Here is a 19,254-nt window from a genome sequence, read left to right as displayed (position 1 = left end):
AGGACGTAGGAAAGGCAGGCAGCGATGCTCGTCCACGACACGACAGCCACCGGCCGCTCCCAGGCGGAGGTCGACCAGATCCGGCAGTCCCTGCGGTCGCGGTACGACGAGCTGACCGCCGAGTACGAGCACACCATGGCGCAGAGCCAGGTGCTGCGGCTGGTGGAGGTCGGCGACACCGCCGGCGACGACCAGGCCGACAGCGGCACGAAGACCGCCGAGCGCGACACCGCGCAGTCGCTGCTGCGCACCATCCTGGACCGGCGGGCGCAGTTCGAGCACGCGCTGACCCGCCTGGACGAGGGCACCTACGGGTTCTGCGAGGGCTGCACGGCGCCCATCCCGGTGGAGCGGCTGGAGATCTTCCCGTCCGCGACCTCCTGTGTGGCCTGCAAGCAGACCCGGGAGCGGCGGGCGGCCTGAACGCCGTCCGGGTTGCCGGTCGGTTCCCGACGCGGTGAACTCCCACCATGGGTGAGATCAAGGTGGGCACCGCCTCGTGGACCGACCGGACCCTGCTCGACTCCGGCTGGTACCCGGCGAGCGCCGACACGCCGGAGAAGCGGCTGTCCTACTACGCCCGGCAGTTCCCGCTGGTCGAGGTGGACGCCACCTACTACTCGCCGCCGGCCGAGCGGACCGCCCGGCTGTGGGCCGAACGCACGCCGGCCGGGTTCACCTTCAACGTCAAGGCGTTCAGCCTGCTGACCGGCCACCCCACCCGCGTCTCCGCGCTCTACAAGGACCTGCGCCCGGACACGGACAAGCGCAACGTCTACCCCGACGACCTGCCCGCGCAGGCGTACGAGGAGGTCTGGACGCGGTTCCTGTCCGCCCTCGACCCGCTCGTCGAGGCCGGCAAGCTGGGCGCGCTGCTGTTCCAGTTCCCGCCCTGGTTCACCATCAAGCGCGCGAACAAGCAGTACCTGCTGGAGGTGGCGCGGCGGTGCGCGCCGCTGCGCCCGGCCTTCGAGTTCCGGCACACCTCCTGGTTCGACGGCGACAACGCCGACGAGACGCTGGGCTTCCTGCGCGAACACGACCTGCCGTTCGTCTGCGTGGACATGCCGCAGGGACACAAGTCGTCCGTACCGCCGGTGCTGGCCGCCACCGCGGACCTCGCGGTGGTCCGGTTCCACGGCCACAGCGACAAGTGGACCAGCAAGGACATCCACGAGAAGTTCGGCTACGACTACTCCGAGCGGGAGCTGCGCGACTGGGCGCCGAAGCTGCGCGAGCTGGCCGGCGAGGCCGGGCAGACACACGTGCTGATGAACAACTGCTACCAGGACTACGCGCAGCGCAACGCCACCACACTCGCCGGCCTGCTGGACGCCTGAGCGTCTCACCCGCTCCGGGTGAGGCCCGCTCACCCGCCCGGGCCGCAGCATGGACAGTGGGCGCCGGCTCGGGCGCCGCGACGAGGAGGTGGGTCATGACGGTACGGGTGGTGGCGGACCGACGCCGCGGGGGCGTACTGCACGTGGTCGGCAGCTCCGAGGCGGCACGGCGGGGTGAACGGCCCGGCCGGTTCAGCCCGACCCGGTTGTGGCGGGGCCCCAGCGGTCCGCCGCGCCGCGCCGACGACCGACGCTGGGAGACCGAAGCACGGGGGTGAGCCCGATGGCCGAACAGCTGTTGTCCGCGTTCGAGTCCTCGCTGGACAAGACGAACGTGATCCTGAAGGAGATCGAGTCCGCGTACGGCTGGCCGAAGGAACGGCGCAACCAGTCCTACGCCGCGTTGCGTACCGTCCTGCACCTGCTGCGGGACCGGCTGCCGGTGCAGGAGAGCGCCGAGTTCGCCCAGCAGTTGCCGGTGCTGGTGCGCGGGATCTACTTCGACGGCTGGCAGCCGGAGAACGTGCCGATCAAGCTCAACCGCGACGACTTCCTGTACGAGGTGCGCCAGGGCTTCCCGTACGACGTGGAGGGAGGCGCGCAGCGGGTGGTGCAGGTCGTGCTGGACACGCTGCGCCGGCACGTCACCCAGGGCGAGTGGGAGGACGTGAAGGCCACCATGCCGGGTGACCTGCGTCAGATGATTCCCTGATCCGGCACCGGACCGGCCCGTCCCGCCCCCTCGGCGGGGCGGGCCGCCGGCGTCCGGGACACCGGCAGCCCGGCCCGCCGGGCCAGCCCGGCGAACGCGACCGCGTCGACGATCGCCGCGCCGCCCGGGTCGTTGTTGAAGTAGACGTACGCCGGGTCGCCGTCACCGAACTCCCCGGCCAGCCGGCGCACCCAGCCGGCCAGCGCGGCCCGCCCGTAGCGCGGCCACGGCCGGGCCCGCCCCTCGTGCAGCCGCAGGTACCCGAAGTCGGTGGTGCGCCACAGCGGGGTGATCGGCCGGCTGAGGCGGTCCGCCCAGACCAGCGCCGCCCGGTGCCGCTCCAGCACCCGCCTCGTGTCGTCGGTCCACCACGACTGATGTCGCGGCTCGACGGCCACCCGCACGTCGGCGGGGAACCGGCGCAGCACGCCGGCCAGCGCGTCCGGGTCGGCCCGCAGCGTCGGCGGGAGCTGCACCAGTACCGGCCCGAGCCGGTCGCCGAGCCCGGACGCGCGGTCCAGGAACCGAGCCACCGGCTCGGCCGGGTCGCGCAGCCGCTTGATGTGCGTCAGGTAGCGGCTCATCTTCACCGCCACGCAGAAGTCGCCGGGCGTACGCTCCCGCCACGCGACGAACGTGTCCCGCTCCGGCAGCCGGTAGAACGCGTTGTTCACCTCGACCGTGGCGAACCGCGCGGCGAAGTGCTCCAGCCAGCGCCGCTGCGGCAGCCCGGCCGGGTAGAACCGTTCCCGCCAGTCCCGGTACTGCCAGCCCGACGTGCCGACCAGGAACATCGCCGTGCCCTACTGAAGGTTGATCGGGAAGACCTCGAACGTGGCGCCGAACCGCGCGCCGAGCCGGCTGCCCGCCGGCCGGGCCATGCCCTCCAGGAACTCCTCGGCGTCGAAGCTGCCGTCGCCCAGGCCGCTCAGGTACGCCCCGTGCGCCCGCAGCGACGCGACGCCCCTGTCGAACGTGTCCGTCACGTCCACCCCGTGCCGGGCCACCGGCGACCCGGCCGCCCACACCTCGCGGACCCGCGACCACGGCTGCGTGCCGTCGGTGAGCTGCTCCGGGAAGATCCACCGGTTGCCGGCGTCGCGGACCGCGTCCAGCGTGGCCCGGCCGCAGGCGATGTGGTCGGCCTGGTTCAGCGCGTACGCCCCGTCCCAGGTCTCCCGGAAGTTGTTCGTCAGCACCACGTCCGGCCGGTGCCGGCGCACCACAGCGGCGATCGCGCGGCGCAGCGGCACGCCGTACTCCAGCAGCCCGTCGGGCAGGCCGAGGAACTCGACCCGCGACACCCCGACCACGGCGGCGGAGGCGCGTTGCTCCTCTTCGCGCACCACGCGGGCGCGCTCCGGCGTCATCCCGTCGATGCCCGCCTCGCCGCTGGTGAGCAGGCAGTACACGACCTCCTTGCCCTGCCCGGTCCACCGGGCCACCGCGGCGGCGGCGCCGAACTCCAGGTCGTCGGGGTGGGCCACCACGGCGAGCGTCCGCTGCCAGTCCTCGGTCAGCGGGGTGAGCGGCTCCGGCTGCGTCACGTGCGTCTCCTCGCGTCGTCCTCCCGCCATCCTGGCATCCGCCCGGTCCGGCCGCTTGCCCGGCGAACCGTCCGTACGACGGCGTCCGGGCGTCTACGGTGTGGTTAGAGAAGATCAGGCGTGGGGTACCACCCGCTGCACACGGACCCCGGCACCACGCGGGGCGGCACACCGAGGGAGCACCCATGGCATTGAACGACGACGACATCCAGAGCAGCGGCGGCAGCGGCCTCGAGGGCCCGGCCGACGGCGGTGCGACCCCGGGTCAGCACGACGGTGGCGCGGACGGCGGCGCCGAGGGTCCCGCCGACGGCGGTGCGACCCCGGGTCAGCACGACGGTGGCGCGGACGGCGGCGCCGAGGGTCCCGCCGACGGCGGTGCGACCCCGGGTCAGCACGACGGTGGCGCGGACGGCAGCGCCGAGGGTCCGGCCGACGGTGGCGCGACCCCCGGCCAGCACGACGGCGGCGCCGACGGCAGCGCCTGACACATGAGCACCACGCACGTCGACCCGCCGGGTGGCCACGGCCGCCCGGCGGTTCCGCTCTCCGCCACCGAGGCGCTGGCCCGGTGCGTGGCAGTGGAGCCGGCCAAGTTCGCCGCCGACCACTGGGGGCGCAGCCCGCTGCTGTCCCGCGCCGCCGAACTACCCAACCCGGACGGCTTCACCGACCTGCTCAGCCCGGCCGACGCCGACGACCTGCTCAGCCGCCGCGGCCTGCGTACCCCGTTCCTGCGGGTCGCGAAGGACGGCCAGCTGGTGCCGGCGGCGCGCTACACCGGCGGTGGTGGCGCGGGCGCCGAGATCGGCGACCAGGTTCTCGACGAGAAGGTGCTGGCGCTCTACGCCGACGGTGCGACGCTGGTGTTGCAGGGTCTGCACCGCACCTGGCCGGCGGTCGTCGACTTCGCCCGCGACCTGGGCACCGCGCTGGCCCAGCCGCTTCAGGTGAACGCCTACCTGACCCCGGCCGGCAGCCAGGGGTTCGCCACCCACTACGACACCCACGACGTGTTCGTGCTCCAGGTGGACGGACGCAAGCACTGGCGGATCCACCCACCGGTGCTGACCGACCCGCTGGAGCGCCAGCCCTGGGGCGGCCGGGCCGACGAGGTCTCCGCGACCGCCGAGGGCCGCCCCGAACTGGACGTGGTGCTGGAACCGGGCGACGCGCTCTACCTGCCGCGCGGCTGGCTGCACAGCGCCCAGGCGCAGGAGTCCAGCTCGCTGCACCTGACAGTGGGCATCCGGGCGCTGACCCGGTACGCCGTGGTCGAGGAGCTGCTCGCGCTCGCCGCCGAGGACGCGCGGCTGCGCGCGAGCCTGCCGTTCGGGCTCGACCTGGCCGACCCGGACGCGATCGAACCGGAGCTGACCGAGACCGTCGAGGCGCTGCGCGACTGGCTGCTGCGCGCCGACCCGGCGGCGGTGGCCGGCCGGCTGCGTGCCCGGGTGTGGCCGGCCGCCCGCCCGGCACCGATCCGGCCACTGGCCCAGGCGCAGGCGCTGGCCCGGCTGAGCGCGGACAGCGAGGTCGCGGTGCGCGGCGGCCTGCGCTGGCAGCTCACCCCGGCCGCCGACGGACGGGTCACGCTGCGCGTGCCGGACCGGACGCTCACGCTGCCCGGCACCTGCGAGGCCGCGCTGCGCGCGCTGCTCACCGGCGAAGTGACGAGGGTCGGCGACCTGCCCGGCCTGGACGACGACGCCGACCGCCTGACCCTGACCCGCCGCCTGCTGAAGGAGGCCGTCCTGACCCCCGCCTGACGGCACGATCATGAGGTTGACCGGCGGCGTGACGGCGTGTCGCGCCGCCAACCTCATGATCGACGGGCTGGGGAGCCGGCGGCGGAGGGCGGCGGTCATCGGGTGTAGGTCACCGTCAGCAGGAGCAGCGTCGTGACCAGGCCGGAAGCGGCCACCAGGATCATCGGGCGGGGGGTCAGCACCGCGTGGCGGCGGTCGGCCAGCAGCCGGGCCGGCGCCAGCCCGATCACCGGGCCGAGCAGCGTCACCACCAGCGCCAGCACCGGCAGGCCCACCGCCAGATCACCGCTGGAACCGGCGCCCAGCGCCCGCGCCGCCACCCCCAGCGCGTACGCCACCAGCGCCCCGCCGATCCCGCACGCGACGAGCAGCGGGTTCACCGAACCGGGCAGCTCGCCCGGCGCCCCGGTCCGCTCCAGCAGCTCCCGGACCGCCCGCAGCAGCGGCACCGGGTCACCGGCGGCGCCGCGAACCGGGCCGGGCGGGTCGCCCAGCCGCCGGGCGCTCACGCCGAGCCGGGCCCGCAACTGCGTCCACAGGTGAGTGACCTCGCCGTCGACGCGCTCCACCAGCCGGGACGCCTCGGCCACCTCCGCCTCGGCCTGCCGCACCGCCTCGGCCGCCTCCGCCACCGCCCGGTCGGCGGCAGTCACCTGCTGGTCGTACCAGGTGTGCGCCTCGGCCCGCTGGGCGGACACCCGGGCGGTCAGCTCGGCGAGCCGGCGGATCTGTGCGCTGTACGTCTCACTGGCAACCGGTTCGTTCATCGGGAGGGACCATAAGGGATGATCACCTGTCCGGTGCGGTGCACCGCCCGGTCGAAGTAGAGACCGCGCCACGGCCGGGGATACCAGTCCGGCCCGCCGCTGCCCGGATACAGCGAGGAACCCAGCTCACCGCCCTGCACGTCCAGCGCCACCCAGGCGCCGATCTGATCGGTGCGGGCACCCGCGCCGCCCAGGTCCACGCGCATCCGGGCCACGCCACGCCACCACGCCAGCACGTGCGTACGCCGTTCCGGCCCGTCGTGCAGGATCCGGCGCAGCTGCTCCAGCCCGGTGCGCGTACCGGCCTTGCCGGCGAGCGCCGCTGCCGCCGCGTCCACCGCGTACAGCAGCAGGAAGTGCGGGGTACGCGGCGTACCCGGCGCGCCGAGTCCGTCGCCCACCTCGGCCATCAGCTCCGGCACCGTCTCCTCGTCGTACCAGGAGGCGTCGCCTTCCAGGTCGTCGTAGAGGGCGCGGGCGGCCGGGTCGGCGTCCGGGTCCAGGCAGGCGATGGAGAACCGGGCGGTGCCGGGCCGGTACTGCCGCGCCAGTGACCGGGCGGCGGCGTCGAGCACCGCGCACGCCTCGTCCACCCGGGTCCCCAGCACCGCCAGGTTGCGGCCCGGCGCGCGGGGCAGCCGCAGCGCCGCCGAGCGGGCCTGCACGTCGATGATCTCGCCGAGCAGCGCCACCGGGCTGCGCGGCACGCCCTGCTCCGGTGCGGTCAGCGCGCGGAAGTCGGGCGCGTCGGCCAGCTTCGGGATCGCGTCGCCGTCGAACAGCCGGGCCGGCGCGGCGTCCTGCGGGCGCATCCGCCACAGCCGGTGCTGAAGCTCGCTCCACGTCTCCCAGTCGCTGGCCGACGGGATGCGGGCCACCTCGTTCCCCTCGGCCAGGCCCGACTCGGCGTTGATGACCGCGTGGTGGCGGGGCAGCGACTGCGCCGCGTCGTTGCGCTCGGCCAGGATGCGCAGCGCCTTCGGCAGGGCGATCCGCAGCGTGAACTGGGCGACGAGCGCGGGCCGCCCCCACAGCGCCTCGATGCCGCGCACGTCCTGCGAGGCGAGCACCAGGTGGATGCCCTGCGACCGGCCGCGCCGGGCGAGGTCCTCCAGCAGGTCGGCGGCCTCCCGGGCGACCACGTCCCGGCCGGCCAGCAGCGCCTGGAACTCGTCGACCACCGCCACGATGCGCGGCCAGTGCCCGTCCGGGTCCACCGCGCGCAGCTCGGCCAGCTTGGTGACCTCGTGCTTCTTCGCCGCGTCGGCGCGCCGGCGCAGCTCCTCGGCGAGGAACCGCAGCAGGCCCAGGCCGAACTCCCGGTCGGTGTTGACGTTGATGCCGACCAGCCGCATGTGCGGCAGCCAGCTCGGGTCGCGCCGGCCCTGCGCGAACCGGGCGAAGGACACGCCCTCCTTGAAGTCGAGCAGATAGAACTCCAGCTCGGCGGGGGAGTAGCGGGCCGCGAGCGCACCGATCCAGGCGAAGATCAGGTTGGTCTTGCCGGTGCCGGACGGGCCGCCGATCAGCGCGTGCGGCGGGTAGTCGCCGAGCGTCAGCAGCACCTGCCGCCCGTGCGGGCCCTCGCCGACGGGCGCGCTGAGCCCGTGCGCCGAGTCCTCCCGCCAGTACTCCTCCGGCGGCGGGAGCAGGTCGGTGAACGGCGTCGGCGGCGGGCCGGCGGCCACCCGGGACGCGACGGTGCGGCAGGTCTCGGTGACCAGGGCGGGCGGCGGCGGCGCGTCGAGCACCACCGGCAGCCCGGCCACCCGGGCGTCGTCCGGTTCCACGGTGATCCGCGTGACTGTCGGGTCGTCTGGTAGCTCGATGCCGCGGACCACCAGGTGCACGCCGCAGGCCGCCCCGGTGCGCACCACCCGGTCGAGCTGGCCGCGTTCGTGCCGGGACAGCTCGTCGCCGCCGAGCAGCACCGCGACCCGCCACGGCTCGGGGCGGCGTCCGGTGGCGGCGGCCAGCTCGCGCAGCGAGCCGTACTCGCCGGCCAGCACCGTGGCGTTGATCCGGCGGATCTGCTCCACCAGGTCGTCCAGCAGCCGGCCCAGGCCGCCCGGCCCGACGAACGTGAGCAGCCCGGCCGTGCCCAGCGGCGCGAACCCGGCCAGCCCGCCGCCCAGGTGCTCCGGGTCGTACCCGTACAGCCGCACCGCGCCCGGGTCGGCCCGGCCGACCGAGCGCAGCAGCAGCGCGGGCACCACGGCGGCCAGCCCGGCACGGTCACCGCCGGCCAGGTGCGCGTGCCCGGCGTCGAGCAGCGGGACCAGCGCCGGCACCGGCTCGGCGCCGTCGAGGCGTACCGTGCCGACCCGCAGGGCACCCGGCGGCTCGGACCGGCCGGCGGGCGTGGCCTGCCAGTGGTCCCAGGGCGCGGACGCCGCGCCGGGCGCCTCCCGCTGCGCCGCGGCGGCGGCCCGCCGGGCCAGCTCGGCGAGGCGGGCGGTGTGCCGGGCGTCGATCTCGGCCAGGCGGCGGTCGCGGGCGGCACCCACCCGGCCGGGCACGGCCGCGGCGGCCCGGCGGGTACGCGCCAGCCGCTCCCGGCTCGCGACCAGGTCGGCCTCGGCGGCGGCGAGCCGGGTACGGGTGGCGCCCAGGGCCTCGGAGAGCATCCCCCGGACCCGCGTCACCAGTTGTGCGCGGACGTCAGCCACGGGACGGCTCCCGTTCGTCGGTGTCCTCGGGCAGGTCCCGGCCGAGCCGGTCGAGCAGTACGCCGGTGAGCACTCCCGCGGTGACCGCCGGGTCGGCCGCGTGCGGCTGCTCCGCGTCGTCGTCGCGGCGCGGCGGGGGCATCCGGCACACCCGGGTCAGCAGCGTGTCCAGCACCGGCGGCGGCAGTCCGGGCAGCAGGTCACGGACCCGGGAGTCCAGCGCGCCGCGCAGCCGGGGCAGGTCGTCCGCGCGGGGCGGATGGCCGAGCAGCTCACCGGCCAGCTCGCGCAGCAGCGGCGGGGTGATCGCGGCCAGCCCCAGCCCCACGTCGGCGTGCGCCCGGCGCAGCTCGCGGTGCAGCCGGTCCCGGTCGCCGGAGCGGACCCCGGCGGCCACCCGGCGCAGCAGCTCGTGGGAGTCCCCGACGCGTTCGTCCGGATCGTCCGGCGCGCCCTCCCGGCCGCCGGTCAGCTCCGCCACCCGCACCGCCCACCAGCGCCGTACCGCCGGCTGCTCGCCCGGCTCGGCGGCCGGGCCGGGTGCGGGCGGGCCCTCGCCGCGGGGTGTGTCGTGCCGGGGCGGGCGCTCGCCGGGTGCCGCCGGCCGCGCGCCGTCGGGGGCCAGCCCGATCGCGGCCAGGTACGCGGTGAGCTGCTCCTGCGCGACGCGCAGCGCGTAGCCGGCGGTCTCCGCGTGCTCGGTGGCCGAGGACAGCTCCGGCACCCCCATCGGGTCGGACGACTCCTGGCGTACCCAGCGCAGCCGTTCCTGCGCCTGGCCGAGCTTCTCCAGCGCGGCGGCGAGCTGGGCGAGGGGCAGTTCCTCGGCGGCGGCGCGCACCTGCGCGCCGATGTCCTCGACGATGGACACGGCCGGGCCTCAGAGCGTCGCGACGTAGAGCTGTGCCTGTTCCACCGCGACCAGTGTCGCGGCCAGACACTCCTCCAGCTCCTGGCCCGCCTGTGTCAGCGAGGCCTGGGCCGCCTCGACCGTCTCGTGGCCGCTGCCCTCCAGCGCGCCGGCCAGTGTCTGCTGCGCCTCGGCCAGTTTCTCGCCGGCGGCCTGCACCGCTGTCTGGCCGTCACCGATCTGCTGGAGAGCGACATCGATGGCGGCCTTCAGCTCGGCGACGCTCGCCACGGGGACCTCCTGGGGGCAAAAGAGATCTCCATTACAACCCATCGGAACGAGTGGACGAACATCCACCCTGGCGTGGTTGCCGCCCGCGTGTCCGGTTCCGGCCCTGACGTGCGCGAAGACCCCGGTACCCGGTCCCCGGTGGTCCCGCCGGCGGACGCGGTGGTCCCGTTCGCGGGACCGGCCGCGCTAACGGCCCAGCCAGCGCGGGCCGCGCACCTCCGCGCCGAGCGCGGTCACCCGCTCGCGCAGCTCCCGGTCGGCGGTGACCACCACCCGGCGCCGGTCCGGTGCGGCGGCGACCAGCTCGACCACCGTGTCGTCGCCGGAGCCGGGCGCGGAGACCACCTCCACACCGGGTGCGGGTGGCACGTGCCGGGCCGCGCCCTCCACCACCAGCACCACCTGCACCGGTGGCGGCAGCTCCGGCGGCACGCCCGCCTCGCCGAGGGGCGCCAGCGCGTCGCGCAGCCGGGCCGCCGCGCCGGCCCGGTCCCGCCACCAGCCGTCCGGGCGCGAGCCCACCACGTTCGCGCCGTCGACGACCAGTAGCGGTCTGCTCTCCATGCCCCCAGCCTGCCATCCGGTCGCGTTTGTCGCGCCGACCGCCGGGTAGCCACCGCCGACCGTGCCGCGCGTGCCGGGTGCCGGTCGTGCCGACTGACTGCGGAGGACGAGATGATGGGACCGGGTGACTTCGGCAACGACCCCTGGGACGAGTTCCTGGCCCGATACTTCGGCCGGGGCGAGGGGGGACGCCGGCCGGCGCACCGGGTCGACATCACGCGGCTGATGACCGCCGACGCCCGGGAGATGCTCGCCGACGCGGCCCGCCGCGCCGCCCAGAAGCACAGCAACGACCTGGACACCGACCACCTGCTCTGGGCGGCGTTGCAGCGCGAGCCGCTGCGCGACCTGGTACGCCGGGCCGGCGCCGACCCGGAGTCGCTGCTGGGCGCGCTGGGCGGGCCCGGCGAGGGTGCGCCGCGGGGCGAGGTGCCCCCGAACCTGTCGCTGACCCCGGCGGCGAAGCGGGCGTTGCTCGACGCCCACCAGCTCTCCCGCGCGATGGGCGCCAACTACATCGGTCCCGAGCACATCCTGATGGCGTTGCCGCTGAACCCCGAGTCCCCGGCCGGCCGGATGCTCGCCGCCGGCCGGATCCAGCCCGAGTCGCTGCAGGCGGCCAGCGCCGAGCGCGGCGCGGCGAACGCCCCGCGCCCGGACCGGGGCACCCCGACGCTCGACCAGTACGGCCAGGACCTCACCGAGCTGGCCCGGATGGACCAGATCGACCCGGTGATCGGCCGGGCCGACGAGATCGAGCAGGCGGTGGAGATCCTGTCCCGGCGGACCAAGAACAACCCGGTGCTCATCGGTGAGGCCGGTGTCGGCAAGACCGCGATCGTCGAGGGCCTGGCCGAGCGGATCTGCGACGGCGACGTGCCGCAGACGCTGATCGGCAAGCGGGTGATCCAGCTGGACCTGTCCGGCCTGGTCGCCGGCACCCGCTACCGGGGTGACTTCGAGGAGCGGCTGAAGAAGGTGATCGACGAGATCCGCGCCCACCGCGAGGAGCTGATCATCTTCCTGGACGAGATCCACACGCTGGTCGGCGCGGGCGGTGCCGGCAGCGAGGGCGGGATGGACGCGTCGAACATGCTCAAGCCGGCCCTGGCGCGCGGCGAGCTGCGGGTGATCGGCGCGACCACGCTCGACGAGTACCGGCGCAGCATCGAGAAGGACGCCGCGCTGGCCCGCCGGTTCCAGCCGGTGCTCGTGCCCGAGCCGAGCGTCGACGACACCATCGCCATCCTGCGCGGCCTGCGCGACAGGTACGAGGCGCACCACCAGGTCCGGTTCACCGACGAGGCACTGATCGCCGCCGGTGAGCTGTCCGACCGGTACGTCACCGACCGGTTCCTGCCGGACAAGGCGATCGACCTGATCGACCAGGCCGGCGCCCGGGTGCGGCTGCGGACCCGTACCCCCGCCGAGGACGTGCGCGAGCTGGAGCAGCAGCTCGACGAGACGCGCCGGGACAAGGAGCAGGCGGTCTCCGACGAGCAGTACGAGCGGGCCTCCGCGCTGCGCGACCGGCTCGCCGAACTGGAGGACCAGGTCCGCCGCGCCCGCGGCGACGAGGGACCCAACCACGTGCCCGAGGTGGGGCCGACCGAGATCGCCGAGGTGGTCTCCCGGGCCACCGGCATCCCGGTCACCCAGCTCACCGAGGAGGAACGCGACCGGCTGCTGCGCCTGGAGGGGCACCTGCACGAGAAGATCATCGGCCAGGACGACGCGGTCAGCGCCGTCGCCGAGGCGGTACGGCGGTCCCGTACCGGGCTGGCCGACCCGGACCGCCCGATGGGCAGCTTCCTGTTCCTCGGCCCGACCGGCGTCGGCAAGACCGAGCTGGCCCGCGCGCTGGCCGAGGCGCTGTTCGGCGAGGCGGACCGGATGGTCCGGGTCGACATGAGCGAGTTCCAGGAGCGGCACACGGTCAGCCGGCTGGTCGGCGCCCCGCCCGGGTACGTCGGCTACGAGGAGGCCGGTCAGCTCACCGAGGCGGTCCGGCGCCGCCCGTACGCGGTGGTGCTGCTGGACGAGATCGAAAAGGCGCACCCGGACGTGTTCAACATCCTGCTCCAGGTGCTCGACGACGGGCGGCTCACCGACAGCCAGGGCCGCACCGTGAACTTCAAGAACACCGTCCTGATCATGACCAGCAATCTCGGCTCGGAGCTGATCACCGGCACCCAGCGCACCGTCGGCTTCGCCAGCGGCGCGCCCGGCGCGCAGGAGAGCGACGAGCTGCGGGAGCGGCTGATGCGCCGGCTCCAGGAGAACTTCCGCCCGGAGTTCCTCAACCGCATCGACGAGGTGATCATCTTCCAGCGGCTGGAGGCCGAGCAGCTGCGCCAGATCACCGGGCTGCTGCTGGAGGAGACCCGCCGCCGCATGCACGCCCAGGACATCCAGGTCGACTTCAGCACCGCCGGCGTCGACTGGCTCGCCGAGCACGGCTACCAGCCGGAGTTCGGCGCCCGCCCGCTGCGCCGGGTGATCCAGCGCGAGGTCGACAACCGGCTGTCCCGGATGCTGCTGGAGAACGAGATCTCCCCGGGGCAGAAGGTCACCGTCGACACCCGCGACGACCAGCTCGTCTTCGACGTCACCGCCGGTGAGCGGGGCTACACACCGGCCACCACGTCCCATCCCCGATGACCGGCCGGCGCCCGTCCCGGCCGCGCCGGGACGGGCCGCCACCGAAGGACCGGAGGGCGGACATGACCGAACCCGAGGAGACCCCGGACGACGACATCGCTGCCGGCGAGCCGATCGAGGCGACCCCGACGGCGAACCCGTCCCGGGTGCGGGTGCCGGCGGAGGGTCTGAATCAGCACACACCGAACGAGGGCGAGCCGGCATCCGGGCCGCCGCCGGGAGAGGAGGCGTGATGGTACGCGAGGCGCGACTCGACCCCGAGGTCGAGGTGATCTGGGACGACTTCCACGCCGAGGTGAACGTGTCCTCCGAGACGCTGCGGCAGTGGCTGCTCACCCGTGGCTCGGGGGAGGAGGCGTTCGGTCCGGACCCGGACCTCGACCTGCCCGAGCCGGGCCGGCAGATCCTCGCCGTGCTGCGCAAGCGCAAGGTGGACCTCACGCCGGAGGACATCGAGGTGATGCGGGAGGCGATCAGCCGCATCCGGGAGCTGACCGCGCAGCGGCCACGCCGGGGCAACGCCGACGACGAGTGGCGCCACGCCCTGCTCGACCTCGGGCACGACGTCCTCGTCGAACGCTGAGCCGAAAGCCGGCGGCGCCCGGGCGGATCACCCCGCCCGGGCGCCGCCGGCTACTCCGACTCCAGGCTGGGCAGTTGCAGCCCGGCCGCGTCCGCCGCGGCCTGCCGGTCGGCGCGGGCGCGTTCCTCGCGGCTGAGCAGGTTGGCGTACTCGGTCACGTCGGCCGGGCCCGGCACCTCCGGCAACCGGCGCAGGAACGCCTCCACCTCGGCCGCGGCGGTGGTGTGCGCGGTGGCCGCCTGGCGCAGCAGTTCCCGCTGGTCGGCGGCCGGATACAGATCAGTCATGTCGCCGGTGTTACCCGGGTTCAGGCGATTCGCACCCCGCCCGAGCCGCTGGGCTGCACACCGAACTCCGGGTGCGCCAGCAGCCAGCCCAGGTACTCGGGGTGGTTCGCCAGCGCGTCGGTGTACGCCGCGACCGCCGCCGCCAGCACCGGCTCGGCCACCGCCGCGGCCGGCACGTCCGGATGCCAGCCCAGCAGCAGCCGCCAGCGCAGCGGCGTACCGGCCAGCCGGCGGGTCACCAGCCCGGCCACCGGACGGAACGTGGCCTGGCACAACGCCACCGCCTCACCCGCGTCCACCAGGTCCAGCGCGGCCCGCACGTCCGCCTCGTACACCTTCTTCGGGGTGAAGCCGGAGCGGGCGCAGGCGGCGGCGAAGCAGTCGCCGAAGCAGCCGTCGCCCGGCGCGGCCACCCACTGCTCGCGCCGCAGGTCGACCAGGTCGACCTCGTCCTGGGCGGCGAGCGGGTGGGTCTGCGGCAGCAGCACGCAGATCGGCTCGACCGCCACCTCCCGCCAGCTCAGCCCGAACCCGGCCGACGGTGTCGAGTCGCCGCACACACCGGTCAGCGCGAAGTCGAGGCGGCCACCGGCGACCATCTGCGCCAGCTCGTCCACCGACCAGGAGCCGTACGTGGTGATCTGCGCGTCCGGCCGCTCGGCGGCGAGCCGGTGCACCAGCCGGCCCAGGATGGGGCTGTTCACCCCGCCGAATCGGTACCGGCGCAGCGGATCGCCCGCGCCGGCCATCCGGGCCGCCTCGTCCCGCAGGCCCTTCATCGCCGGCAGCAGGACCCGGGCCCGGTCCAGCACCAGCTCGCCCAGCGCGGTGGGACGGGCGCCGCGGCGGTCCCGTTCGAACAGTGGACCGCCCAGCGCCCGTTCGATCCGCTGAAGCTGGGCTGTCAACGCCGGCTGGGCCAGGCCGAGCGCCGAGGCGGCCTTCGTGACGCTCCCCGTCTCCGCGATCGCGCAGACCACACGCAGGTGTCGCAGCTCCAGATCCATACCGTGACGGTAGGACCACTAATCGATACGCGAAAGGGTCGATCGGCTCAGCCCTGCCGGCGGTGTTCCAGGTCACTCAGTCGGGTACGCCGTCCGGTGACCGCGTCGCGCACCTTGTCCAGCACCCCGACCGCCGGTTCGACGATCTTGTTCCAGGGCGGGGTGGCAGGCGTACCGGGGTGCGGCCGGGTCGGCGCCGCCTCCTCCGCGATCTCCCACCGGTTGCCCAGCCGGATCAGCTCGGCGTCGCTGGCCACCTCCCGCAGCGGCGTGACCAGCGCCGCGACGCGGCTGACGTGCCGGCGTACCCGCTCGGCCACGTCGGCGACCGCCGGATCGTCGGCGCCGGACAGTTCCTTGAGCGCGGTCAGCAGCCCGGCGTCGGCCTCGATCTCCCGCTCCACCAGCTCGGCGGCGTCCGGCATCGCGGCGCGGGCCGCCGGGAACAGGTACTGCTCCTCGGCGGACAGGTGCCGGGACACCGCGGCGGTCAGGACGTCGAGCACCTCGCGCCGGGCGGCGGCATCCAGCGCCGGGTCGGTGACCCGGTCGGCCAGCCCCAGCAGCGCCCGGTGCTCGGTGTCCACGAGGTCGGCGACGCTTCGCCCGCCCGGCCGGTAGGCGTCGTCGGCGGCCGGCGGCAGCGGCGGCAGGGGGACGGTCATGGTGCCCTCCTCGTGACGGCCGGAGTCGATGTCCGGGCGGTCCGGCGGTACCCGGCCGGGCGATCCGCGAAACCGCCGCCGGAGCACTGGCGGCCCGCGCCCACCTCACCTGCTGGTATAAGGAAGCGATGACGAGCGACGCCGCCCCTACCCGATCCGACGCCACCGACGAGGTCGTCGACCTCTGCCGCGACCTGCTGCGCATCGACACCACGAACACCGGCGACAACGACACCAGCGTGGGGGAGCGGCGCGCCGCCGAGTACGTCGCGGAGAAGCTCGCCGAGGTCGGCGTCGACGCCGAGATCCACGAGTCCGCGCCCGGCCGGGCCAACCTGGTGGCCCGGATCCCCGGCACCGAACCCGGCCGCGACGCGCTGCTCGTGCACGGCCACCTCGACGTGGTGCCCGCCGACCCGGACGAGTGGTCGGTGCACCCGTTCTCCGGCGAGATCCGCGACGGCTACCTGTGGGGCCGCGGCGCGATCGACATGAAGGACTTCGACGCGATGGTGCTCGCCGTGGTCCGCGACTGGCAGCGCACCGGCGTCCGCCCCCGGCGCGACGTCGTCCTCGCGTTCACCGCCGACGAGGAGGCCGGCAGCGACTACGGCGCGCACTTCCTCACCCGGCAGCACCGCGACCTGTTCGACGGCTGCACCGAGGCGATCGGCGAGGTCGGCGGCTTCTCCTACTCGGTCGACGAGCAGCGTCGCCTCTACCTGATCGAGACCGCCGAGAAGGGCATCGACTGGCTGCGCCTGCACGCCAAGGGCCGCCCCGGCCACGGCTCGATGGTGCACGACGACAACGCGGTCACCGCGCTCGCCGAGGCGGTCGCCCGGATCGGCCGGCACCGTTTCCCGGTGGTGATGACCGACACCGTGCGGGCGTTCCTGGCCGAGGTGTCCGACGTGCTCGGCATCGAGATCGACCCGGACGACCCGGAGACCGCGATCGCCAAGCTCGGCCCGATCGCGAACATCATCGGCGCGACCATCCGCAACACCGCCAACCCGACCCGGCTGGCCGCTGGCTACAAGGACAACGTCATCCCCGGCCGGGCCACCGCCACCATCGACTGCCGCAGCCTGCCCGGGCAGAGCGAGGAACTGGAGCGGCAGCTGCGCGAGCTGGTCGGGCCGGACATCGCCATCGAGTACGTCCAGCGCCAGCCGGCCCTGGAGACCACGTTCGACGGTGACCTGGTGGCGCGGATGTCGGAGGCGCTGCGCGCCGAGGATCCGGGCGCGCATCCGGTGCCGTACATGCTCTCCGGCGGCACCGACGCCAAGGCGTTCTCCCAGCTCGGCATCCGCTGCTTCGGTTTCGCGCCGCTGCGGCTGCCCGCCGACCTCAATTTCTCCGGCCTGTTCCACGGCATCGACGAGCGGGTCCCGCTGGACGGACTACAGTTCGGCGTGCGGGTTCTGGACCGCTTCCTCCGTACCTGCTGACCGCGCCCGCCGCGGCGCCGCCGGCGCGGAACCTCCCCCCATCGCGAAGGGACTGCCACACATGACCGACCAGCACGGTGAGCTGGACGCCGCCCTCGAGCGGGTGATCGACGCGGCCCGCGCCCACCTGGCCGCCGTCCGGGCCGCCCAGGGCCGGATCGACGACGACGCCGTCTGGCAGGCGTACGTCGCGTTGAACAACGCCTCGTTCGCCTACGACGAGCAGCTGCTCGACGCGTTCGGCGAGGTGACGCCCTGGGACGTGGAGTCGATCGACCCGGACGAGGCCGACGAGCGCTTCGGCGCCGTGGAGGGCGGCGAGCCCACCGACCCGCACCCGCGGGTGATCTCGGTGCGGCAGCGGCGCGACTACCGGGTGCCGAGCGTCGCCGCGCTGCTGCGCGCGGCCGAGGCGGCCCGCCGGGAGGGCACCCCGGAGGAGGACGAGCCGGCGCCGGTCGAGGGGGTCGGCGAGGCGGTGCTGGAGCTGCTGCAGAGCGGCGACGGTTCGCTGTCCGCGCTCGACGTGCCGGAGCTGGAGCCGCTGGACGGTGTGGTGATGGTCAGCGAGGTCGGCACCCCTGTCGACCTGGAGTCGTTCGACGACGACGACCCGGTCGGCCCGTTCCAGCCGGCCGCCGACGACCGGCTGGTCGGCCGGCTCGACGAGCACCCGTTCATGGAGCTCGACGAGGAGCACGACCACGCGCACTAGGCCGTGCGCGTCCCCGGGGCGGCGCCGCGTCGCGCGGCCCCGGGGACGGGCCCGTCAGTACGACAGGCCCGGCTGCGACTGGTTGACCAGGCGGCGCCGCAGCACCACCTGCCGCGTGCCGTCCCGGTAGAGCCGCACCCGGGCCAGCTCCCAGCCGGAGAACTCGGCCTGGATCGCCAGCTGCGCCGCGGCGGTCAGCCGATCGACGTTCGAGGGCAACCGCAGCGGCGCGTATTCGTAGTCCATGCCCCTATGCTGCCCAGGTCGGGGGCCCTCCGCCACCCCCTGCGGGTGACCCGGATCGCCCCGCGCGGCTCAGCCGTCGCGCTCCGGGTAGCCCACCGGCACCGCGGACACGTCGTCCAGCGCGGTGACGATCTCCTCCGGCAGCGTCATCCGCTCCACCTGCAACGCGCCGAGCAGCTGCCCGACGGTGCGCGCGCCGAGGATCGGCGCGGTCACGCCCGGCCGGTCCCGCACCCAGGCCAGCGCCACCTCCAGCGGCGACACGCCGAGCCCGCCGGCCGCGATGGCGACCGCCTCCACGATGCTGGAGCAGCGCGGCTCCAGGTACGTCGCGACGAACCGCTCGAAGTGCGGCGACACCGCCCGCGAGTCGGCCGGGCGGCCGTTGCGGTACTTGCCGGTCAGCACGCCCCGGCCCAGCGGCGACCAGGGCAGCACGCCCAGCCCCATCCCCGCGCAGGCGGGCAGCACCTCCCGCTCCACGCCGCGCTCCAGCAGCGAGTACTCCACCTGGGCGGCGACCACCGGGGCGCGCCCGGGCCAGGCGGCCTGCCAGGCGGCGGCCCGGGCGGTCTGCCAGCCGGAGAAGTTCGACACACCCACGTAGCGGGCCTTGCCGCTGGACACGGCGTGGTCCAGGGCCGAGAGCGTCTCCTCCAGCGGGGTGTCCGGGTCGTACCCGTGGACCTGCCACAGGTCGACGTGGTCGGTGCCGAGCCGGCGCAGCGAGGCGTCGAGCGTGCGCAGCAGGTGCCCGCGCGAGCCGTCCCGGCGGCGGCTGCCCGGCCGCAGGCCCGCCTTGGTGGCGATCAGCAGCTCGTCGCGGTCCACCAGGCTGCCCAGCAGCGAACCGATCACCGACTCGGCGTCGCCGTCGGCGTACACGTCGGCGGTGTCGACGAGGTTGCCGCCCGCGTCGAGGTAACTCTTCAGCTGGGCGGCCGCGTCGTCGGCGTCGGTGTCCCGTCCCCAGGTCATGGTGCCGAGCGCGAGCCGCGATACCGCCAGCCCGCTTCGGCCGAGCGGTCGCTGTTGCATGCGTGAACCTTATTTCGAACCTGGCGTCACGGATATCCTCGCCGCAGTCAAGTTCCCGCGCGACCTCCGCCCGGTGTGACATGTTC

General features: G+C 74.7%; 22 protein-coding genes. 10 read left to right on the top strand and 12 right to left on the bottom strand.

Going from position 1 to position 19,254, the window contains the following annotated elements:
• The first annotated feature begins 24 nt into the window (after window positions 1–24).
• From O7604_RS25340 to O7604_RS25330, 3 genes are all read left to right on the top strand, one after another.
• Window positions 25–423: a TraR/DksA C4-type zinc finger protein gene (locus O7604_RS25340; protein ID WP_269706492.1), complete on the top strand. Its 399-nt coding sequence runs from the start codon at window positions 25–27 to the stop codon at window positions 421–423.
• A gap of 47 nt (window positions 424–470) precedes the next feature.
• Complete coding sequence (locus O7604_RS25335) at window positions 471–1,340, top strand: DUF72 domain-containing protein (protein ID WP_281578018.1); 870 nt, start codon at window positions 471–473, stop codon at window positions 1,338–1,340.
• Window positions 1,341–1,623: 283 nt separating this feature from the next.
• Window positions 1,624–2,052, top strand: a complete 429-nt coding sequence (locus tag O7604_RS25330; protein ID WP_269706489.1) for a DUF2267 domain-containing protein — start codon at window positions 1,624–1,626, stop codon at window positions 2,050–2,052.
• On the opposite strand, the gene O7604_RS25325 is transcribed toward O7604_RS25330, so the two are convergent.
• Together O7604_RS25325 and O7604_RS25320 are read right to left on the bottom strand one after the other, a co-directional pair.
• On the bottom strand, window positions 2,037–2,846 hold the full coding sequence (locus O7604_RS25325) for a DUF72 domain-containing protein (RefSeq protein ID WP_281578017.1): 810 nt from the start codon (window positions 2,844–2,846) through the stop codon (window positions 2,037–2,039). The two genes, O7604_RS25330 and O7604_RS25325, sit on opposite strands and share 16 nt — an antisense overlap.
• Window positions 2,847–2,855: 9 nt before the next feature.
• Window positions 2,856–3,599: a PIG-L deacetylase family protein gene (locus tag O7604_RS25320; protein WP_281578016.1), complete on the bottom strand. Its 744-nt coding sequence runs from the start codon at window positions 3,597–3,599 to the stop codon at window positions 2,856–2,858.
• A gap of 185 nt (window positions 3,600–3,784) precedes the next feature.
• On the opposite strand from O7604_RS25320, the gene O7604_RS25315 reads away from it, so the two are divergent.
• A complete protein-coding gene (locus O7604_RS25315; RefSeq protein ID WP_026268594.1) occupies window positions 3,785–4,087 on the top strand; it encodes a hypothetical protein in 303 nt (100 codons plus the stop codon).
• Between the two features lie 3 nt (window positions 4,088–4,090).
• Window positions 4,091–5,368: a cupin domain-containing protein gene (locus tag O7604_RS25310; protein ID WP_269706486.1), complete on the top strand. Its 1,278-nt coding sequence runs from the start codon at window positions 4,091–4,093 to the stop codon at window positions 5,366–5,368.
• A gap of 95 nt (window positions 5,369–5,463) precedes the next feature.
• Here the strand turns inward: O7604_RS25310 and O7604_RS25305 are convergent, their stop codons facing one another.
• From O7604_RS25305 to O7604_RS25285, 5 genes are all read right to left on the bottom strand, one after another.
• On the bottom strand, window positions 5,464–6,135 hold the full coding sequence (locus tag O7604_RS25305) for a hypothetical protein (protein ID WP_269706485.1): 672 nt from the start codon (window positions 6,133–6,135) through the stop codon (window positions 5,464–5,466).
• Window positions 6,132–8,804 carry an FtsK/SpoIIIE domain-containing protein gene (locus O7604_RS25300; RefSeq protein ID WP_281578015.1) on the bottom strand — a complete coding sequence of 891 codons (2,673 nt, stop codon included), beginning with the start codon at window positions 8,802–8,804 and terminating at the stop codon, window positions 6,132–6,134. The genes O7604_RS25305 and O7604_RS25300 overlap by 4 nt, the downstream gene beginning before the upstream one ends.
• A complete protein-coding gene (locus O7604_RS25295) occupies window positions 8,797–9,675 on the bottom strand; it encodes a hypothetical protein (protein WP_281578014.1) in 879 nt (292 codons plus the stop codon). Before O7604_RS25295 ends, O7604_RS25300 begins: the two co-directional genes overlap by 8 nt.
• Before the next feature lie 9 nt (window positions 9,676–9,684).
• Window positions 9,685–9,945, bottom strand: a complete 261-nt coding sequence (locus O7604_RS25290) for a hypothetical protein (protein WP_013286060.1) — start codon at window positions 9,943–9,945, stop codon at window positions 9,685–9,687.
• A 186-nt stretch (window positions 9,946–10,131) separates the two neighbouring features.
• Window positions 10,132–10,509: a hypothetical protein gene (locus O7604_RS25285; RefSeq protein ID WP_281578013.1), complete on the bottom strand. Its 378-nt coding sequence runs from the start codon at window positions 10,507–10,509 to the stop codon at window positions 10,132–10,134.
• Between the two features lie 111 nt (window positions 10,510–10,620).
• Here O7604_RS25285 and O7604_RS25280 point away from each other — a divergent pair, with 111 nt between their 5' ends.
• From O7604_RS25280 to O7604_RS25270, 3 genes are all read left to right on the top strand, one after another.
• Window positions 10,621–13,170 carry an ATP-dependent Clp protease ATP-binding subunit gene (locus O7604_RS25280; protein WP_269706481.1) on the top strand — a complete coding sequence of 850 codons (2,550 nt, stop codon included), beginning with the start codon at window positions 10,621–10,623 and terminating at the stop codon, window positions 13,168–13,170.
• 62 nt (window positions 13,171–13,232) lie between these two features.
• On the top strand, window positions 13,233–13,403 hold the full coding sequence (locus O7604_RS25275; RefSeq protein ID WP_269706480.1) for a hypothetical protein: 171 nt from the start codon (window positions 13,233–13,235) through the stop codon (window positions 13,401–13,403).
• A complete protein-coding gene (locus O7604_RS25270; RefSeq protein ID WP_269706479.1) occupies window positions 13,403–13,753 on the top strand; it encodes a DUF3140 domain-containing protein in 351 nt (116 codons plus the stop codon). The genes O7604_RS25275 and O7604_RS25270 overlap by 1 nt, the downstream gene beginning before the upstream one ends.
• 50 nt (window positions 13,754–13,803) lie before the next feature.
• On the opposite strand, the gene O7604_RS25265 is transcribed toward O7604_RS25270, so the two are convergent.
• From O7604_RS25265 to O7604_RS25255, 3 genes are read right to left on the bottom strand one after another with little or no spacing between them, the layout of a single operon-like run.
• Window positions 13,804–14,040 (bottom strand): hypothetical protein, encoded by a 237-nt coding sequence (locus O7604_RS25265; RefSeq protein ID WP_269706478.1) that lies wholly within the window; start codon window positions 14,038–14,040, stop codon window positions 13,804–13,806.
• Between the two features lie 20 nt (window positions 14,041–14,060).
• A complete protein-coding gene (locus O7604_RS25260; RefSeq protein ID WP_281578012.1) occupies window positions 14,061–15,047 on the bottom strand; it encodes a LysR family transcriptional regulator in 987 nt (328 codons plus the stop codon).
• A gap of 47 nt (window positions 15,048–15,094) precedes the next feature.
• On the bottom strand, window positions 15,095–15,712 hold the full coding sequence (locus O7604_RS25255) for a hemerythrin domain-containing protein (RefSeq protein WP_281578011.1): 618 nt from the start codon (window positions 15,710–15,712) through the stop codon (window positions 15,095–15,097).
• A 128-nt stretch (window positions 15,713–15,840) separates the two neighbouring features.
• Between O7604_RS25255 and O7604_RS25250 the strand changes: the two genes are divergently transcribed.
• Both O7604_RS25250 and O7604_RS25245 read left to right on the top strand, forming a co-directional pair.
• A complete protein-coding gene (locus O7604_RS25250; RefSeq protein ID WP_281578010.1) occupies window positions 15,841–17,169 on the top strand; it encodes a M20/M25/M40 family metallo-hydrolase in 1,329 nt (442 codons plus the stop codon).
• Between the two features lie 61 nt (window positions 17,170–17,230).
• Window positions 17,231–17,884, top strand: coding sequence for a hypothetical protein (locus O7604_RS25245; protein ID WP_013286069.1), 654 nt, complete (start codon window positions 17,231–17,233; stop codon window positions 17,882–17,884).
• A gap of 54 nt (window positions 17,885–17,938) precedes the next feature.
• Here the strand turns inward: O7604_RS25245 and O7604_RS25240 are convergent, their stop codons facing one another.
• Together O7604_RS25240 and O7604_RS25235 are read right to left on the bottom strand one after the other, a co-directional pair.
• A complete protein-coding gene (locus tag O7604_RS25240; RefSeq protein WP_030274256.1) occupies window positions 17,939–18,130 on the bottom strand; it encodes a DUF5703 family protein in 192 nt (63 codons plus the stop codon).
• 69 nt (window positions 18,131–18,199) lie between these two features.
• Window positions 18,200–19,168, bottom strand: a complete 969-nt coding sequence (locus tag O7604_RS25235) for an aldo/keto reductase (protein ID WP_013286071.1) — start codon at window positions 19,166–19,168, stop codon at window positions 18,200–18,202.
• Window positions 19,169–19,254: the final 86 nt, after the last annotated feature.

Origin of the sequence: Micromonospora sp. WMMA1947 (assembly GCF_027497355.1) — a bacterium.
Lineage (GTDB): Bacteria > Actinomycetota > Actinomycetes > Mycobacteriales > Micromonosporaceae > Micromonospora.
This window is presented reverse-complemented; position numbering and strand designations above follow the sequence as displayed.

Excerpts from the sequence above, each read along its gene's own strand:
- O7604_RS25310 (WP_269706486.1), top strand. The coding sequence starts at position 4,091 with ATGAGCACCACGCACGTCGACCCGCCGGGTGGCCACGGCCGCCCGGCG.
- O7604_RS25285 (WP_281578013.1), bottom strand. The coding sequence starts at position 10,509 with ATGGAGAGCAGACCGCTACTGGTCGTCGACGGCGCGAACGTGGTGGGC.
- O7604_RS25235 (WP_013286071.1), bottom strand. The coding sequence starts at position 19,168 with ATGCAACAGCGACCGCTCGGCCGAAGCGGGCTGGCGGTATCGCGGCTC.
- O7604_RS25315 (WP_026268594.1), top strand. The coding sequence starts at position 3,785 with ATGGCATTGAACGACGACGACATCCAGAGCAGCGGCGGCAGCGGCCTC.
- O7604_RS25280 (WP_269706481.1), top strand. The coding sequence starts at position 10,621 with ATGATGGGACCGGGTGACTTCGGCAACGACCCCTGGGACGAGTTCCTG.
- O7604_RS25335 (WP_281578018.1), top strand. The coding sequence starts at position 471 with ATGGGTGAGATCAAGGTGGGCACCGCCTCGTGGACCGACCGGACCCTG.
- O7604_RS25275 (WP_269706480.1), top strand. The coding sequence starts at position 13,233 with ATGACCGAACCCGAGGAGACCCCGGACGACGACATCGCTGCCGGCGAG.
- O7604_RS25325 (WP_281578017.1), bottom strand. The coding sequence starts at position 2,846 with ATGTTCCTGGTCGGCACGTCGGGCTGGCAGTACCGGGACTGGCGGGAA.
- O7604_RS25270 (WP_269706479.1), top strand. The coding sequence starts at position 13,403 with ATGGTACGCGAGGCGCGACTCGACCCCGAGGTCGAGGTGATCTGGGAC.
- O7604_RS25260 (WP_281578012.1), bottom strand. The coding sequence starts at position 15,047 with ATGGATCTGGAGCTGCGACACCTGCGTGTGGTCTGCGCGATCGCGGAG.
- O7604_RS25265 (WP_269706478.1), bottom strand. The coding sequence starts at position 14,040 with ATGACTGATCTGTATCCGGCCGCCGACCAGCGGGAACTGCTGCGCCAG.
- O7604_RS25340 (WP_269706492.1), top strand. The coding sequence starts at position 25 with ATGCTCGTCCACGACACGACAGCCACCGGCCGCTCCCAGGCGGAGGTC.
- O7604_RS25305 (WP_269706485.1), bottom strand. The coding sequence starts at position 6,135 with ATGAACGAACCGGTTGCCAGTGAGACGTACAGCGCACAGATCCGCCGG.
- O7604_RS25240 (WP_030274256.1), bottom strand. The coding sequence starts at position 18,130 with ATGGACTACGAATACGCGCCGCTGCGGTTGCCCTCGAACGTCGATCGG.
- O7604_RS25245 (WP_013286069.1), top strand. The coding sequence starts at position 17,231 with ATGACCGACCAGCACGGTGAGCTGGACGCCGCCCTCGAGCGGGTGATC.
- O7604_RS25255 (WP_281578011.1), bottom strand. The coding sequence starts at position 15,712 with ATGACCGTCCCCCTGCCGCCGCTGCCGCCGGCCGCCGACGACGCCTAC.
- O7604_RS25330 (WP_269706489.1), top strand. The coding sequence starts at position 1,624 with ATGGCCGAACAGCTGTTGTCCGCGTTCGAGTCCTCGCTGGACAAGACG.
- O7604_RS25250 (WP_281578010.1), top strand. The coding sequence starts at position 15,841 with ATGACGAGCGACGCCGCCCCTACCCGATCCGACGCCACCGACGAGGTC.